Origin of the sequence: Streptomyces sp. NBC_00190 (genome assembly GCF_036203305.1) — a bacterium.
Taxonomy (GTDB): domain Bacteria; phylum Actinomycetota; class Actinomycetes; order Streptomycetales; family Streptomycetaceae; genus Streptomyces.
Map to the genome: position 1 here is coordinate 1904586 of NZ_CP108131.1, position 14339 is coordinate 1918924.

Sequence of the window (14339 nt, forward strand, 5' to 3'; positions counted from 1 at the left end):
GGCGACGGATGGTCAGAGCAGGGCGGCGCGCGGGCCGTCGGGCTGCTCCAGCCGACGATTGGTGACCGTACGGGCGAGTTCCTGCGACTCGTCGTCCGTCAGCCTGCGGAATCCCTCGTCCGTGATGACGGTGACGATCGGATAGATGTGGCGGTACAGGTCCGGCCCACCGGTCGCCGAGTCGTCGTCGGCGGCGTCGTACAGCGCCTGCACGACCAGTGTGGTGGCCTGCTCCTCCGTCAGATCGGGCCGGAAGAGCTTCTTCATCGATCCCCGGGCGAAGATCGAACCCGATCCGGTGGCGGCGTACCCGTGCTCCTCGGAGCGGCCGCCGGTCACGTCGTAGGAGAAGATCCGGCCCTTCTCCTTGGCCTCGTCGTACCCGGCGAAGAGCGGTACGACGGCCAGCCCCTGCATCGCCATGCCCAGATTGCTCCGGATCATGGTGGACAGACGGTTCGCCTTGCCCTCCAGGGAGAGGGTCGTGCCCTCCACCTTCTCGAAGTGCTCCAGCTCCAGCTGGAACAGCTTCACCATCTCCACGGCCAGACCGGCCGTACCGGCGATGCCCACCGCGGAGTACTCGTCGGCCGGGAACACCTTCTCGATGTCCCGCTGCGCGATCATGTTCCCCATGGTCGCCCGCCGGTCACCGGCGAGCACGACCCCGCCGGGGAAGGTGGCGGCGACGATGGTCGTCCCGTGCGGCGCCTCGACGACACCCTCCGGCAGCTTGCGGTTGCCGGGCAGCATCTCGGGCGAGTGCGCGCCCAGGAAGTCCATGAAGGACGAGGACCCCGGCGTCAGGAAGGCTGCCGGTAGACGCCCTGTGCCACGATTGTTGGCTTCCACGCGTTTCCCTCCAGGTATGAGATGGCCCGCTGGATGGTGCCGGGATCGTCTCCCAACAGTCCGATAGCCGTATTGCAGTTGAAGCACAGTACGCCACGGACCCTACCCGTCTCGTGGCAGTGATCCACATGCGCAGCCGGAGCCTTTAGGCAGATGCAGCAGAGCCCGCCCTGAGCTGCGATCATTTCGTCACGTTGGGCTTCGGTGATGCCATAGACCCTCTTGAGGTGTCCGATCCGACCGTCGACGACACGGCACGACTTGCAACGCGTCGCCAAACCATCGACGGCTGATTTATTGCGGTGCCACTCGGAGTGCGGCTTCACCTCACCACACCCGAGGCAGCACTTATAGCCGTCTCCCGCGGTCGGCCTGGGCTGCCTGCCCATTGCCTCCTCGCGCTTCCGGTGAGACTCGGCACCGCAATCACGGCAATGCCGTTGCAATCCGTCCAGATTCGCTCGCTTGGGAGCGAACTCCCGATGCGGCTTCTCCTCACCGCATCGGGTGCATCGCTTCGTTCGTCCCCACTCGACCGAGTCCACATGAACCTTCAAATCGAAGGCAAACTGACCCTACTGGCCACCCTTTTGAACGAAGGACCGCACGAAGTCCTCGGCATTTTCCTCGAGTACATCGTCAATCTCGTCAAGTACGGAGTCGACGTCGTCGGAGAGCTTTTCCTGGCGCTCCTTGAGGTCGGTCGATTCCTCGACCGCCGCCTCCTCGACCTCCTCGGTCGAGCGCGTCGCCTTCTGCTGTCCGCCGCCGGTGTCCTTGGTCGCCATGTCTACCTCACCCCGCTCGGTTCGCACGCTCATGTCGAGAGACCCCGGGATTCGGGATCTCTCAAGATCAGACCCTACGCAGGACCCTACTAGGAGGGTCCGACATTCGTCCCCGCACTTTCATAACGTCCGGTCTTTCCCATGATTCCCGGACCGGGGCCCTTTCAGGCCCCGAAAGCACCGCTCACCGCCCCGAAAGCACCCGCACCAGGTCCTCCGCCGTCCGGCAGCGGTCCAGGAGCTCCTTGACGTGGGCCCGCGTGCCCCGCAGCGGCTCCAGCGTCGGGACCCGCTGGAGCGAGTCGTGGCCGGGGAGGTCGAAGATCACCGAGTCCCAGGAGGCCGCGGCCACGTCGTCCGCGTACTGCTCCAGGCACCGGCCGCGGAAGTACGCCCGGGTGTCCTCCGGCGGCTTGCTCGCCGCCCGCTCCACCGCCGGCTCCTCCACCAGCGTCTGCATCTTGCCGCGGGCCACCAGGCGGTTGTACAGGCCCTTCTCCGGCCGTACGTCCGAGTACTGGAGGTCCACCAGGTGCAGTCGCGCCGCGTCCCAGCCCAGCCCGTCCCGGCGCCGGTAGCCCTCCAGGATCTCCCGCTTGGCGATCCAGTCCAGCTCCCCCGACAGGCTCATCGGGTCGCTCTCCAGCCGGCCCAGCACGTCCTCCCAGCGGGCCAGCACATCGGTTGTCTGCTCGTCCGCGTCGGAGCCGAAACGCTCCTCCACGTACTTCCTGGCGAGCTCGAAGTACTCCATCTGAAGTTGTACGGCGGTCAGTGTCCGGCCGCTGCGCAGCGTAATCAGGTGCTGCAGGTCCGGGTCGTGGGAGACCTGGTGCAGGGTGCGCACCGGCTGGTCGACGGCCAGGTCGACGTTGATGAACCCGTCCTCGATCATGGACAGGACCAGTGCCGTCGTGCCCAGCTTGAGGTACGTGGAGATCTCGGACAGGTTCGCGTCGCCGATGATCACGTGCAGTCGGCGGTACTTCTCGGCGTCCGAGTGGGGTTCGTCCCGGGTGTTGATGATGGGCCGCTTCAGGGTGGTCTCCAGGCCGACCTCGACCTCGAAGTAGTCCGCCCGCTGGCTGATCTGGAAGCCGTGCTCGCGGCCGTCCTGGCCGATGCCCACGCGGCCCGCGCCGGTGACGACCTGGCGCGAGACGAAGAAGGGGGTCAGGTGGCGCACGATGTCCGAGAAAGGGGTCTCCCGCTTCATCAGGTAGTTCTCGTGCGTGCCGTAGGAGGCGCCCTTGTTGTCGGTGTTGTTCTTGTAGAGGTGGATCGGCTGGGCGCCGGGGAGCTGGGCCGCCCGGACGGCCGCCTCGGCCATGATCCGCTCGCCGGCCTTGTCCCAGAGCACGGCGTCGAGCGGACTGGTGACCTCCGGCGAGCTGTACTCGGGGTGGGCGTGGTCGACGTAGAGCCGTGCGCCGTTCGTGAGGATGACGTTGGCGAGGCCGATGTCCTCGTCGGTCAGCTGGCTGTTGTCGGCGGCCTCGCGGGCGAGGTCGAAGCCGCGGGCGTCCCGCAGCGGATTCTCCTCCTCGAAGTCCCAGCGGGCGCGTCGCGCCCGGTGCATCGCCGCCGCGTAGGCGTTGACGATCTGGGACGAGGTGAGCATGGCATTGGCGTTCGGGTGCCCCGGGACGGAGATCCCGTACTCCGTCTCGATCCCCATTACTCGCCGTACGGTCATGCGGCCCTCCTTGCCCGGCGGCGCTCCCCTTCGGGAGCGGCGCTCAAGTACCGCTGGTGCTCCGGTGCGTGTGCCTGTGCGGTGCCCGTCCCCGCACTGCGCGTCCGGCGGTACGGAAGAGCCTAGAACCACTGCGCGCTCGTGGGGAGATCATTTCCGTCATTGAATCTGCCCTGTCACCGGCCGAAAAGCAGTCGGTATAAGGAGTCAGGGAGTCCGGTAAAGCAGTCGGCTGCGGATGCCCGGGGAGGGCATCCGCAGCCGCTCCGCTTCGTCAGAGGTACTGACCGGTGTTTGCCACCGTGTCGATGGAGCGTCCGGTGTCGGCGCCCTGCTTTCCGGTGACGAGGGTACGGATGAATACGATCCGCTCGCCCTTCTTTCCGGAGATTCGGGCCCAGTCGTCGGGGTTGGTGGTGTTGGGCAGGTCCTCGTTCTCCTTGAACTCGTCCACGCAGGCCTGGAGGAGGTGGGAGACGCGGAGGCCCTTCTGGTTGTGCTCGAGGAAGGCCTTGATCGCCATCTTCTTCGCACGGTCCACGATGTTCTGGATCATCGCGCCCGAGTTGAAGTCCTTGAAGTAGAGGACTTCCTTGTCGCCGTTGGCGTACGTGACCTCGAGGAAGCGGTTTTCCTCGGTTTCGGCGTACATCTGCTCGACGACGGTCTGGATCATGCTGTGGACGGTGCCGTCCGAGGATCCCTGGTGTTCGGACAGGTCGTCCGTGTGCAGGGGCAGCGAGGCCTTGAGGTACTTCGCGAAGATGTCCTTCGCGGCCTCGGCGTCCGGGCGCTCGATCTTGATCTTCACGTCGAGGCGGCCGGGCCGCAGGATGGCCGGGTCGATCATGTCCTCGCGGTTGGAGGCGCCGATGACGATGACGTTCTCCAGGCCTTCCACGCCGTCGATCTCGGCGAGCAGCTGGGGGACGATGGTGTTCTCCACGTCCGAGCTGACGCCGGATCCGCGGGTGCGGAAGAGGGACTCCATCTCGTCGAAGAAGACGATGACGGGGGTGCCCTCGCTGGCCTTCTCGCGGGCACGCTGGAAGACGAGGCGGATGTGCCGCTCGGTCTCGCCGACGTACTTGTTGAGGAGTTCGGGGCCCTTGATGTTCAGGAAGTAGGACTTTCCGGCGGGCTGGCCGGTGACCTCGGCGACCTTCTTGGCAAGGGAGTTGGCGACGGCCTTGGCGATGAGCGTCTTGCCGCAGCCGGGGGGGCCGTAGAGCAGGATGCCCTTCGGCGGGCGCAGTTCGTGTTCCTTGAACAGGTCCGGGTAGAGGTAGGGGAGCTCGACCGCGTCGCGGATCAGCTCGATCTGGTCGCCCAGGCCGCCGATCTTGTCGTAGTCGATGTCCGGGACCTCTTCGAGGACGAGTTCTTCGACCTCGCTCTTGGGGACGACCTCGTAGACGTAGCCGGAGCGGGGTTCGAGCAGGAGGGCGTCGCCGGGGCGGATGGTGATGTCCAGGAGCGGCTCGGCGAGCCTCACCACCCTCTCCTCGTCGGTGTGCCCGACGACCAGGGCGCGCTCGCCGTCCTCGAGGATCTCCTTGAGGGTGACGATGTCCCCGGCCCGCTCGAATTCCATGGCCTCGACCACGTTGAGGGCCTCGTTGAGCATGACCTCCTGGCCGCGCCGGAGGTCTTCCGGCTCGACGCTGGGGCTGACGTTCACGCGGAGCTTTCGGCCTCCGGTGAAGATGTCGACGGTGCCGTCCTCATTGGACTGCAGGAAGACGCCGAATCCGGCCGGCGGCTGTGCGAGCCGGTCGACTTCTTCCTTGAGGGCGACGATCTGGTCGCGGGCCTCACGGAGGGTATTCGCGAGTCGTTCGTTCTGTGCGGAGACGCCGGCAAGATTTGTCTGCAGCTCGACGATCCGCTCTTCGAGAATCCTCGTGTGTCGCGGAGAGTCGGCGAGCTTGCGTCGCAGGACGGCGATTTCCTGCTCGAGATAGGCAACCTGGCCGGCGGGGTCCTCAGACCCTCGCCCGGGCCGGATGCCGCGGTTGATGTCGTCGTCGTGGGCTGCCACGGTCCTCACCTCCTCCAAGGGGAGCTGGACGCTTCCTGACCCTACCTGGGCTGGTGGTGATTGAAACCCCTAGATCACAAAGACGGTAGAGGTGTGTCCGATCTTCACCCTTGCGTACTCCCTCACGCCAAGGAAATACCCACCCATCAACATCTGAAAGCGGCCGGTTGTAAGGTCGAAGTGTTCAACACCCGTCAGAGCTCGCGCGACTTGCTGCGAGTGGTGACCGGGATGGATCACTCAGCGCAGGGAACGGCAGGAGATATGAGCGTGCAGCAGGAGGCTCCCACGGCGGGCGTCGGCGGGGCCGGCGAGCCGCTTGAGGTCTGGATCGACCAGGACCTCTGCACCGGGGACGGGATCTGCGCGCAGTACGCGCCGGAGGTGTTCGAGCTGGACATCGATGGTCTGGCGTATGTGAAGAGCCCCGAGGACGAGCTGCTGCAGGCGGCGGGGGCGACCACTCCGGTTCCGCTGACGCTGCTCCAGGACGTGGTGGACTCGGCGAAGGAATGTCCGGGTGACTGCATCCACGTAAGGCGCGTTTCGGACGGGGTGGAAGTCTTCGGCCCCGACGCCGAGTGACGCTTCAAACACTCCTGGCGGTCGAGTCCGTCAGCTCCTGGCGGAATTTTCCGCCGCTCCAGCGCCACTTGGCGAGCTTCTTCACGTCCGGGCTGTAGCGCGGGATCGCCGGTGAGGAGTAGCCGAGGAGGGTGGTGGTGACGACTCCGTCGCTCACGGTGAGATCGGTGGCGGTCTGTCGCTGCGGGGTGTCGAGCAGGGTGGCGACGACGCGGGGGCGGGCGCCCTCGGCCCGGTCCTGGGTGAGTACGTAGATCGCGTGGGGCGGGGTGCCGGAGCCTGCGTCGCAGCGGACGGCGGCCACGGTCTCGGGGCGGCCGTCGCCGTCGAGGTCGCCCTGGGCGGTGGCGGTGACGGCCTGCGGGGCGCCTTTGCAGTCGAGGGGGTAGGTGACCGCCGCGGCGTCGGGGGCGGTGGCCTGCGGGCCGTTCGCGGCGGGGACGGCGGTGTCCACGGGGGTTCCGGTGGCCGGCTGGACGAGTCCCGCGGTGGCTATGACGGCGGCCATGGCGGTGGCCGTGGCGAGCCAGTGGAGGGGTGCGGCGTGGCTGTGCGCCAGGGTTTCCACATTGGGCGCGAGCTCGGCGGGGCTGTGCGGCACGCGGGGTGTCTCCTGTGCGAAGGGTGACGGGGAGCCAGCATCGTGCCACACCTCACACTGAGGTGGAACGACCGGGTCCGGGGCGGCCGGATCGGAGGCGCCGACAGCGGGGCGGGGCTTGGCTGTTGTCGCGACAACGAAAAGGCGCTGTGGCGTAGTTCCCGGTTTGTCCGGGGAACTACGCCACAGCGCCTTCGTGTTGGGTGGGTCCGGCGGGTGGCTACGCGGAGCGGTCGCTGCCGGGGCCGTCGTAGTCCTCGCCGTAGGCGCCCTTGGAGGGGCGGCGGCGGCGCAGCGGGGGCTCGACGCCGTCCGCGAGGCGGCGGGCGGTGACGAGGAAGCCGGTGTGGCCGATCATCCGGTGGTCGGGGCGGACTGCCAGGCCCTCGACGTGCCAGTTACGGATCATCGATTCCCAGGGCTGCGGTTCGGCGTAGCAGCCGAACTCGCGGATGGATTCGACGGTCCGGGCGAGCTGGGTGGTGGTGGCCACGTAGCAGCAGAGGATGCCGCCGGGGACGAGGGCCTTGGAGACGGCCTCCAGGCATTCCCAGGGGGCGAGCATGTCGAGGATCACGCGGTCGACGTCGGTGTCGGACAGGTTGTCCTGGAGGTCGCCGACGGTCAGCTGCCACGCGGGGTGCGGGCCGCCGAAGTAGCGTTCGACGTTGGCGGTGGCGATCTCGGCGAAGTCCGCGCGGCGCTCGTAGCTGTGGAGCATGCCCTGGTCGCCGATGGCGCGCAGCAGGAAGCTGCTCAGGGAGCCGGATCCGACGCCTGCCTCGACGACGCGGGCGCCGGGGAAGATGTCGGCGAAGGCCAGGATCTGGCCTGCGTCCTTGGGGTAGACCACGGCGGCACCGCGGGGCATGGACAGGACATAGTCGGGGAGCAGGGGGCGCAGCGCGAGGTACGCGACGTTGCCCGTGGTGCGGACAACACTGCCCTCGGGAGCACCGATCAGCTCGTCGTGCGGGAAGGAACCCTTGTGGGTGTGGAAATTCTTCCCGGCTTCGAGCGTGAACGTGTAGTGGCGGCCCTTGGGGTCGGTGAGCTGAACCTGGTCCCCGACCTCGAAGGGCCCGCGTCGGCGGGCGGCACCGGTCGGTTCGGACATGTGACCAGTGTATTGGCTTCAGGACTGGGGCCGCGCCATGGCCTTCACGAAGGCTCTTTCGACGTCGAGGGTGGACAGCACCCCGTAGATCTCGCCGCCGGGTTCGAGGACGAGGTATTCGGTGGCGGGGTTGGTGCGGAGGTGGTCGAGGAGTTCTTCGCCGGTGAGGTCCGCTGAAACCTTCATGCCGTCGGTGAGGTCGCGGGCGAGGGTGCTGACGGCGACCCAGGGGCGGCGGTGTTCGGGGACGCCGACGATGGAGGCTTCGCGGACGATGGAGGTGGGGTCTCCGTGGCCGTCGACGATCACGATGGCGCGGGCGCCGGCTTCGGTGGCGCGGCGCAGGGCTTCGGAGAGGGGGGTGGTGTTCTCGACGGGGATGGCGCGCCGGGTGAGGGTGCGGGCCTTGAGTTCGGGGAGGTGTTCGCGCAGACGGGCCAGGCGCAGGCTGTTGCCGGCGCCGGTCCAGATGATCGCGGCGAGGATGGCGGCGAGCAGGGCGTCCATGACGGTGTCCATGCCGTCGATTTCGGTGCTGCGGTTGCCGACGGCTCCGGTGTGGGTGAGGAGCGGCAGGCCGAGGAGGACGGCGACGGCGAGGCCGCGGCCGATCCAGGCGGCGGCGATGGTGCCGGTCATGGGTTTGCCGGTGATGCCCCAGATGACGGCGCGGAGCATGCGGCCGCCGTCGAGGGGAAGGCCGGGGAGCAGGTTGAAGGCGGCGACGAGCAGGTTGGAGATCATCAGGCCGGCGAGGAGGACGCCGGGGACGGTGGCGGGGTCGACGGCCTGCATGCCGAGGTAGAAGGCTCCGGCGAGGAGGAGGGAGAGGAGGGGTCCGACGAAGGCGAGGACGAATTCGCGGCCGGGGGTCTCGGATTCCTTCTCGATCTCGGAGACGCCGCCGAAGAACTGGAGCTGGATGCGGCGCACGGGGAGTTTGAAGCGGAGAGCGGCGACGGTGTGGGCGAGTTCGTGGACGAGTACGGAGGCGTAGAAGGCGATGGCGAAGAAGAGGGAGACGAGGTAGCGGGCGGGGCCGAGGTCCGGGAGGACGCGGTCGAGCTGGTCGCCGAAGACCCAGGTGATGAGGGCGGCGACGAGGAACCAGCTGGGCGAGACGTAGACGGGTACGCCGAAGGGGCGGCCCATGAGGAGTCCGCCGCCCGGGCCGGAGCGCCGGTCTCCGCGCTCGCCGGTTTCGTCGGTGTCTGCCACGGCTTTCCTTCGTTCTGGGGGGTTTCCGGGGTGGGGGTCCGGGGGTTTGTGGTGCGTGCGTCGTAATGGTGGTGTAGCGGGGTGTGATGTACCGATCATGCAGTGCGAGGTGCCTTTGCGTCGATGGTATGCGCGTGCTGTCGGTCGCGGGTCGTAGGGTTTTACGCATGACGACGAGCCCCGGTGACGGTCCGGCTGACGTGGTGCCCAGTGCCGTGGCGCCTTCTTCCCTTTCCCCTTCTCGGGCGAGCGATTTCATGCAGTGCCCGTTGCTGTACCGGTTCCGGGTGATCGACAGGCTGCCGGAGAAGCCCAGTGCCGCGGCTACCCGCGGGACGCTGGTGCATGCGGTGCTGGAGCGGCTCTTCGATCATCCGGCCGAGGAGCGGACGGCGCCGCGGGCGAAGGCGTTGATCCCGGGGCAGTGGGACCGGTTGCTGGAGGCGAAGCCGGAGCTGACGGAGCTGTTCCCGGAGGGTGACGAGGGGGCGGGGCTGGCGCGGTGGCTGACGGAGGCCGAGGCGTTGGTGGAGCGGTGGTTCACGTTGGAGGACCCGACGCGGCTGGAGCCGGTGGAGCGGGAGTTCTTCGTGGAGACGGAGCTGGAGTCGGGGCTGCGGCTGCGCGGGATCATCGACCGGGTGGATGTCGCGCCGACGGGTGAGGTGCGGATCGTCGACTACAAGACGGGGAAGGCGCCGCGGCCGGAGTATGCCGAGGGTGCGCTGTTCCAGATGAAGTTCTACGCGCTGGTGGTGTGGCGGCTGAAGCAGGTGGTGCCGCGGCGGCTGCAGCTGGTGTATCTGGGCAGCGGGGACGTGCTGACGTACGACCCGGTGGTCGCGGATCTGGAGCGGGTGGAGCGCAAGCTGCTCGCGCTGTGGGAGGCGATCTCGGAGGCGACGGAGACGGGTGAGTGGCGGCCGCGGCCGACGAAGCTGTGCGGTTGGTGTGATCACCGGGCGGTGTGTCCGGAGTTCGGCGGGACTCCGCCGGTGTATCCGCTGTCGGTTCCGCCGCGGGGCGGGGCGGTCGGCCCGGCGGATTCCTGATCGTCGGGCCAGGGCAGAATGGGCGGGCCCGCCGAGACGTCCGATGAATACGAGGTAGTTCCGTGGCGATCCGCGTCCTACTGGTCGACGACCAGCCGCTGCTGCGCACCGGTTTCCGGATGATCCTGGAGGCGGAGGGGGATCTGGCGGTGGTCGGCGAGGCCGGGGACGGTCTGCAGGCGCTGGACCAGGTGCGTGCGCTGCAGCCGGACGTGGTGCTGATGGACATCCGGATGCCGCGGATGGACGGGGTGGAGGCCACGCGGCAGATCACGGGTCCGGGCCGGGACGGTCCGGCGAAGGTGCTCGTGCTGACGACGTTCGATCTGGACGAGTACGTGGTGGAGGCGCTGCGGGCGGGGGCGAGCGGTTTCCTGCTGAAGGATGCGCCGGCCAATGAGCTGGTGCAGGCGATCCGGGTGGTGGCGGCGGGTGAGGCGATGCTGGCGCCGAGCATCACGCGGCGGCTGCTGGACAAGTACGCGGGGCATCTGCCGTCGGGTGAGGACAGTGTGCCGGACGCGCTGGGGACGCTGACGGAGCGTGAGGTCGAGGTGTTGAAGCTGGTGGCCCGGGGTCTGTCGAACGCGGAGATCGCGGCGGACCTGTTCGTGAGCGAGACCACGGTGAAGACGCATGTGGGGCACGTGCTGACGAAGCTGGGTCTGCGGGACCGGGTCCAGGCCGCGGTGTACGCGTACGAGAGCGGGCTGGTGCGGCCGGGCGCCCAGTAGGGCGGCCCGAGGGGCGTACGGGAACGGGCCGGCAGCCGCGTGACGCGGTTGCCGGCCCGTTGCCGTACGGGGTGGGTCAGCCCTTGCTGATCTCCCAGAAGCGGAAGACGGTCGAGGCGTCGAGGGACCACTGCAGGCCGGTCACGTTGGTGCGGGAGACGGCGTACTGCTTGCCCTGCCAGAGCGGGAGGATCGGGATGTCCTCGGCGACGATCTCCTGGAGCCGGTTGTAGTCCGGGTTGGCCGCGGTGCGGTCGGACTTCGCGGAGGTCGACGGGATGATCGTCCCGGTGATCTCCTTGTTGTCGTAGTTGTTGCTCAGGACGCTGTCCGGGCCGAAGAACGGCTGGGTGAAGTTGTCGGCGTCCGGGTAGTCCGGGACCCAGCCCTTCACGTAGACGCCGTACTTGCCGTCCTGGATGTCCTTCTCGTACTGGTCGTACTCGACGGACTTCATCTCGGCCTCGAAGAGGCCGCTGTCGTTGAGCTGCTTGGCGATGACCTGGAACTGCTGGTCGGTGGAGGGGCCGTAGCGGGACGGGGTGGAGTACAGGGTGATCTTGACCTTGCCGTTGATGCCGGCGGCCTTGAGGACGGCCTTGGCCTTCTCCACCTGCGGGCTGCCGCCGTAGCGGTCGAAGAAGGGGGTGGTGTGTCCGGCGATGCCGGCGGGCACGATCGAGTAGAGCGGGGTGGCGGTGCCCGCGTACACGTCCTTGACGAGGGCTTCGCGGTCCACGAGGTAGGCGATGGCCTTGCGGACGGGGAGCTTGCCGGCGACGGGGTCGCTCATGTTGAAGACCATGTGCTCGACCTCGGCGCCGGTGCCCTGGACGACGTCGACCTTGTTGTCGCCGGTCTTGACGGCGGCGAGGGCGGCGATGTCCTTGGCGGCCAGGCCGCGGAAGGCGAAGTCGACGTCGCCGCTTTCGAGGACGGTCTTGAGGGCGGTCTGGTCGCCGTTGAAGAACTTCAGGGTCACACCGGTGTTCTTGGCCTTGGCCTTGCCGGTGTAGGAGTCGTTGACCGAGAAGCTGGCGCTCTTGTCGTTGAAGGCGTCCAGCTTGTAGACGCCGGAGCCGACGGCCTTGTTGTCGGTGCGGAGCTTGTCGGCCGGGTACTCGGCGTGGTCGACGATGGCGCCCGCACCCGAGGCGATCTTGCTCGGGAAGGTCGCGTCGGACGTCTTGAGGCGGAAGACGACGGTCTTGTCGTCGGGCGCGTCGATGCCGGCGATCGACGCGAGCATCACGGCCGGGCCGTTCTCGTCGTTGATCTTCAGCGTGCGCTCGAAGGAGTACTTGACGTCCTTCGAGGTCAGGCTGTGGCCGTTGCTGAACTTCAGGCCGGCGCGCAGGGTGCACTTGTACACCTTGCTGTCGCCGCCCTCGAAGTTGCAGGCCTGGGCGGCGTCGGGCTCCGGCGTCGTGCCGCCCTTGGGGAAGCTCAGCAGCGACTGGAAGACGTTGTTGAAGAGCAGCCAGGAGCCGGGGTCGTAGCCCGACGCGGGGTCGGTGGACTTCACCTTGTCGGATATGCCCATGACCACGCCCTTGCCGTTGCCGGCTTCGGAGCTGCCATCGGTCGATCCGCAACCGCTGAGCAGCGCGGCGGCGGTGGCTGCGCCGAGCGGGGCTGCCAGCCACTGGTTACGTCGATTCACGCGAACGTCCTTCACAGTCGAACTGTTTCGTTGCTCCGGCCCGCGACACCCGCTGCCGGTCTTTGCCTTGCTCAGCCGCTTACGCCGCGGCCGAGCTCCCACAACTGGAGGTCGGAGATGGCGTTGACCGACCACTCCACTCCGGTGATCCCGTCGCGTGCGGCGACGTACTGCTTGCCCTGCCACAGGGGCAGGACGGGCACGTCCTCGGCGACGATGTCCTGCATCTCCGTGATCGCGGGGACGGCGACGTTGCGGTCGACGGCGCGCCGGGATTCGGGGAGGAGCCTGGTGCGCACCGCGCTGTTGGAGTACGGCGTGCCCAAGAAGTTGTCCTGCTCCAGGAACGGGGCGAGGAAGTTTTCGGCGTCCGGGTAGTCGGGGAACCAGCCGAGCCCGTAGGCGGCGTGGTCGCCCTGCTTCTGGGCGGGGCGGAAGTCGGCCCAGTCGGTGCCCTGGACGGTGATGTCGAACAGCTGGGTGGAGTTGAGCTGGGCCTTGAGGGCCTCGAACTCGGCCGCCGTGCCGTCGCCGTAGTGGTCGTTGGTGTAGTGCAGCGTCAGCTTGACCGGGGTCTTGATGCCGGCGTCCTTCAGCAGGGAGGCGGCCTTGGCGGTGTTGGCCTCGCCGTACTTGCTGTAGAAGGAGTTGACGTGGCCGGTCACGGCGCTGGGGACCAGGGAGTAGAGCGGCTGCGCGGACTTGCCGTAGACCTTGGAGATGAGGGCGTTACGGTCGACGGCGGCGGCGAGGGCCTGGCGGACTGCCTTGTCCTTGACGACCGGGGCCTCGGTGTTGAAGCCGAGGTAGCGGATCTCCAGGCCGGGCATCGGGACGAGCTTGACGCCCTTGGGGGGCTTGGCGGCGAACTCGGTGATCTGGGCGGGCGACAGGGTGCGGGAGACCATGTGGATCCTCCCGTCGGTGAGCGCCTTGCCCATGGCCGCGGAGTCGGGGAACGTGCGCAGCTCGACCTTGTCGTTCTGGAGCTTGAGGTCGCCCTTGTAGCGCGGGTTCTTGCTGAACACCGCCCGGACGAGCTGGTTGTTCTTGACCTCGGCCTTCATCGTGTACGGGCCGGAGCCGTCGATGTCGAAGCCGTCGCGGAGCTTCTTGGCGCCGTAGTTCTTCTCGCTGACGATGCCGGCGGCGGGGGTGGAGAGCTTGTACGGGAAGGTCGCGTCGGGGGTCTTCAGGTGGAAGACGACGGTGTCGGCGCCCTTGACCTCGACGTTGTCGAGGTTGGCGAGCAGCGCGGACGGGCCGTTCTCGTCCTTGATGGCGCGGACGCGGTCGATGGAGAACTTGACGTCCTTGGCGGTGAGCGGGTCGCCGCTCGCGAACGTGAGCCCGGGGCGCAGGGTGCAGCGGTAGCTCTCGTTGCCGGTGTCGGTGAAGCGGCAGTCGGAGGCCGCTTCGGGGACGGGCTGGCCGCCGCCGCGCGGGGTGTGCATCAGGGTCTGGACGGTCTGGCGCAGGACGTTCCAGGCTCCGGCGTCGTACGCGTAGGCCGGGTCGAACGGGGCGGGGGCGTATTCGGCTGCTTCGAACCGGTCGGTGGTCCCGACGACGATCGCTCCGGATCCCGCTCCTCCGCCGCTGGCGCTGCCGCATGCGGCGAGCGTGGGCGTGAGCAGTCCGGCCGCGGCCGTCAGCACCATGGTCTTGCGGTTCATGCTGGAAGTACTCCCTGTAACCGGCACTTGCTCAAAGCGGCGAAAAGGGCACTTCGCGACGGTCGCCCGTTCAGGGCGGAACGATCGGGCCGGTGTAGTGACGATCGGTCCACGCGGTCCCGGCACAGGGGTGTGTGCCGGTGACGGCTGAGGTGCGGCGCGGTGCCCGGTTCGACACTAGTGGTCCGGGACGGGATGGCTGGAACTGGCCTGACTTGGGGCGTATTCGCACTGTGATGGGAGCGGACTGGCTGTCTATGCGGAGGCCACCCCGGATTCGGTCAGTAGCTGATCAATCCGGACACAAGGGAAGGCA

At 67.8% G+C, this 14339-nt stretch carries 13 protein-coding genes; 3 read left to right on the forward strand and 10 right to left on the reverse strand.

Going from position 1 to position 14339, the window contains the following annotated elements:
• Positions 1–12: 12 nt before the first annotated feature.
• The 5 genes from prcB to arc all read right to left on the reverse strand — a co-directional run bounded on the left by prcB (position 13) and on the right by arc (position 5377).
• Positions 13–852 (reverse strand): proteasome subunit beta, encoded by an 840-nt coding sequence (prcB, locus tag OG429_RS09400; protein WP_134074766.1) that lies wholly within the window; start codon positions 850–852, stop codon positions 13–15.
• Complete coding sequence (locus OG429_RS09405) at positions 804–1241, reverse strand: endonuclease VII domain-containing protein (protein WP_328924847.1); 438 nt, start codon at positions 1239–1241, stop codon at positions 804–806. The genes prcB and OG429_RS09405 overlap by 49 nt, the downstream gene beginning before the upstream one ends.
• A gap of 186 nt (positions 1242–1427) precedes the next feature.
• Positions 1428–1640: a ubiquitin-like protein Pup gene (locus OG429_RS09410; protein ID WP_030016348.1), complete on the reverse strand. Its 213-nt coding sequence runs from the start codon at positions 1638–1640 to the stop codon at positions 1428–1430.
• 184 nt (positions 1641–1824) lie between these two features.
• Complete coding sequence (dop, locus tag OG429_RS09415; protein WP_328924848.1) at positions 1825–3336, reverse strand: depupylase/deamidase Dop; 1512 nt, start codon at positions 3334–3336, stop codon at positions 1825–1827.
• Positions 3337–3610: 274 nt separating this feature from the next.
• Positions 3611–5377, reverse strand: coding sequence for a proteasome ATPase (gene arc / locus OG429_RS09420; RefSeq protein WP_328924849.1), 1767 nt, complete (start codon positions 5375–5377; stop codon positions 3611–3613).
• 264 nt (positions 5378–5641) lie between these two features.
• On the opposite strand from arc, the gene OG429_RS09425 reads away from it, so the two are divergent.
• Positions 5642–5962, forward strand: a complete 321-nt coding sequence (locus tag OG429_RS09425; protein WP_328924850.1) for a ferredoxin — start codon at positions 5642–5644, stop codon at positions 5960–5962.
• Between the two features lie 4 nt (positions 5963–5966).
• Here the strand turns inward: OG429_RS09425 and OG429_RS09430 are convergent, their stop codons facing one another.
• The 3 genes from OG429_RS09430 to OG429_RS09440 all read right to left on the reverse strand — a co-directional run bounded on the left by OG429_RS09430 (position 5967) and on the right by OG429_RS09440 (position 8898).
• Positions 5967–6563 carry a hypothetical protein gene (locus OG429_RS09430; protein WP_443051240.1) on the reverse strand — a complete coding sequence of 199 codons (597 nt, stop codon included), beginning with the start codon at positions 6561–6563 and terminating at the stop codon, positions 5967–5969.
• Between the two features lie 220 nt (positions 6564–6783).
• On the reverse strand, positions 6784–7680 hold the full coding sequence (locus OG429_RS09435; protein ID WP_150520350.1) for a tRNA (adenine-N1)-methyltransferase: 897 nt from the start codon (positions 7678–7680) through the stop codon (positions 6784–6786).
• Positions 7681–7698: 18 nt separating this feature from the next.
• Entirely contained in the window at positions 7699–8898 is a 1200-nt protein-coding gene (locus OG429_RS09440; protein WP_328924851.1) for a site-2 protease family protein, read from the reverse strand.
• Between the two features lie 167 nt (positions 8899–9065).
• Between OG429_RS09440 and OG429_RS09445 the strand changes: the two genes are divergently transcribed.
• The gene (locus tag OG429_RS09445) at positions 9066–9950 is read left to right on the forward strand and encodes a RecB family exonuclease (protein WP_328924852.1); all 885 of its coding nucleotides are present in this window, start codon (positions 9066–9068) and stop codon (positions 9948–9950) included.
• A 62-nt stretch (positions 9951–10012) separates the two neighbouring features.
• On the forward strand, positions 10013–10684 hold the full coding sequence (locus OG429_RS09450) for a response regulator transcription factor (RefSeq protein WP_328924853.1): 672 nt from the start codon (positions 10013–10015) through the stop codon (positions 10682–10684).
• Between the two features lie 76 nt (positions 10685–10760).
• On the opposite strand, the gene OG429_RS09455 is transcribed toward OG429_RS09450, so the two are convergent.
• Together OG429_RS09455 and OG429_RS09460 are read right to left on the reverse strand one after the other, a co-directional pair.
• The gene (locus OG429_RS09455) at positions 10761–12347 is read right to left on the reverse strand and encodes an ABC transporter substrate-binding protein (protein ID WP_328924854.1); all 1587 of its coding nucleotides are present in this window, start codon (positions 12345–12347) and stop codon (positions 10761–10763) included.
• 71 nt (positions 12348–12418) lie between these two features.
• Positions 12419–14023 carry an ABC transporter substrate-binding protein gene (locus OG429_RS09460; RefSeq protein WP_328924855.1) on the reverse strand — a complete coding sequence of 535 codons (1605 nt, stop codon included), beginning with the start codon at positions 14021–14023 and terminating at the stop codon, positions 12419–12421.
• Positions 14024–14339: the final 316 nt, after the last annotated feature.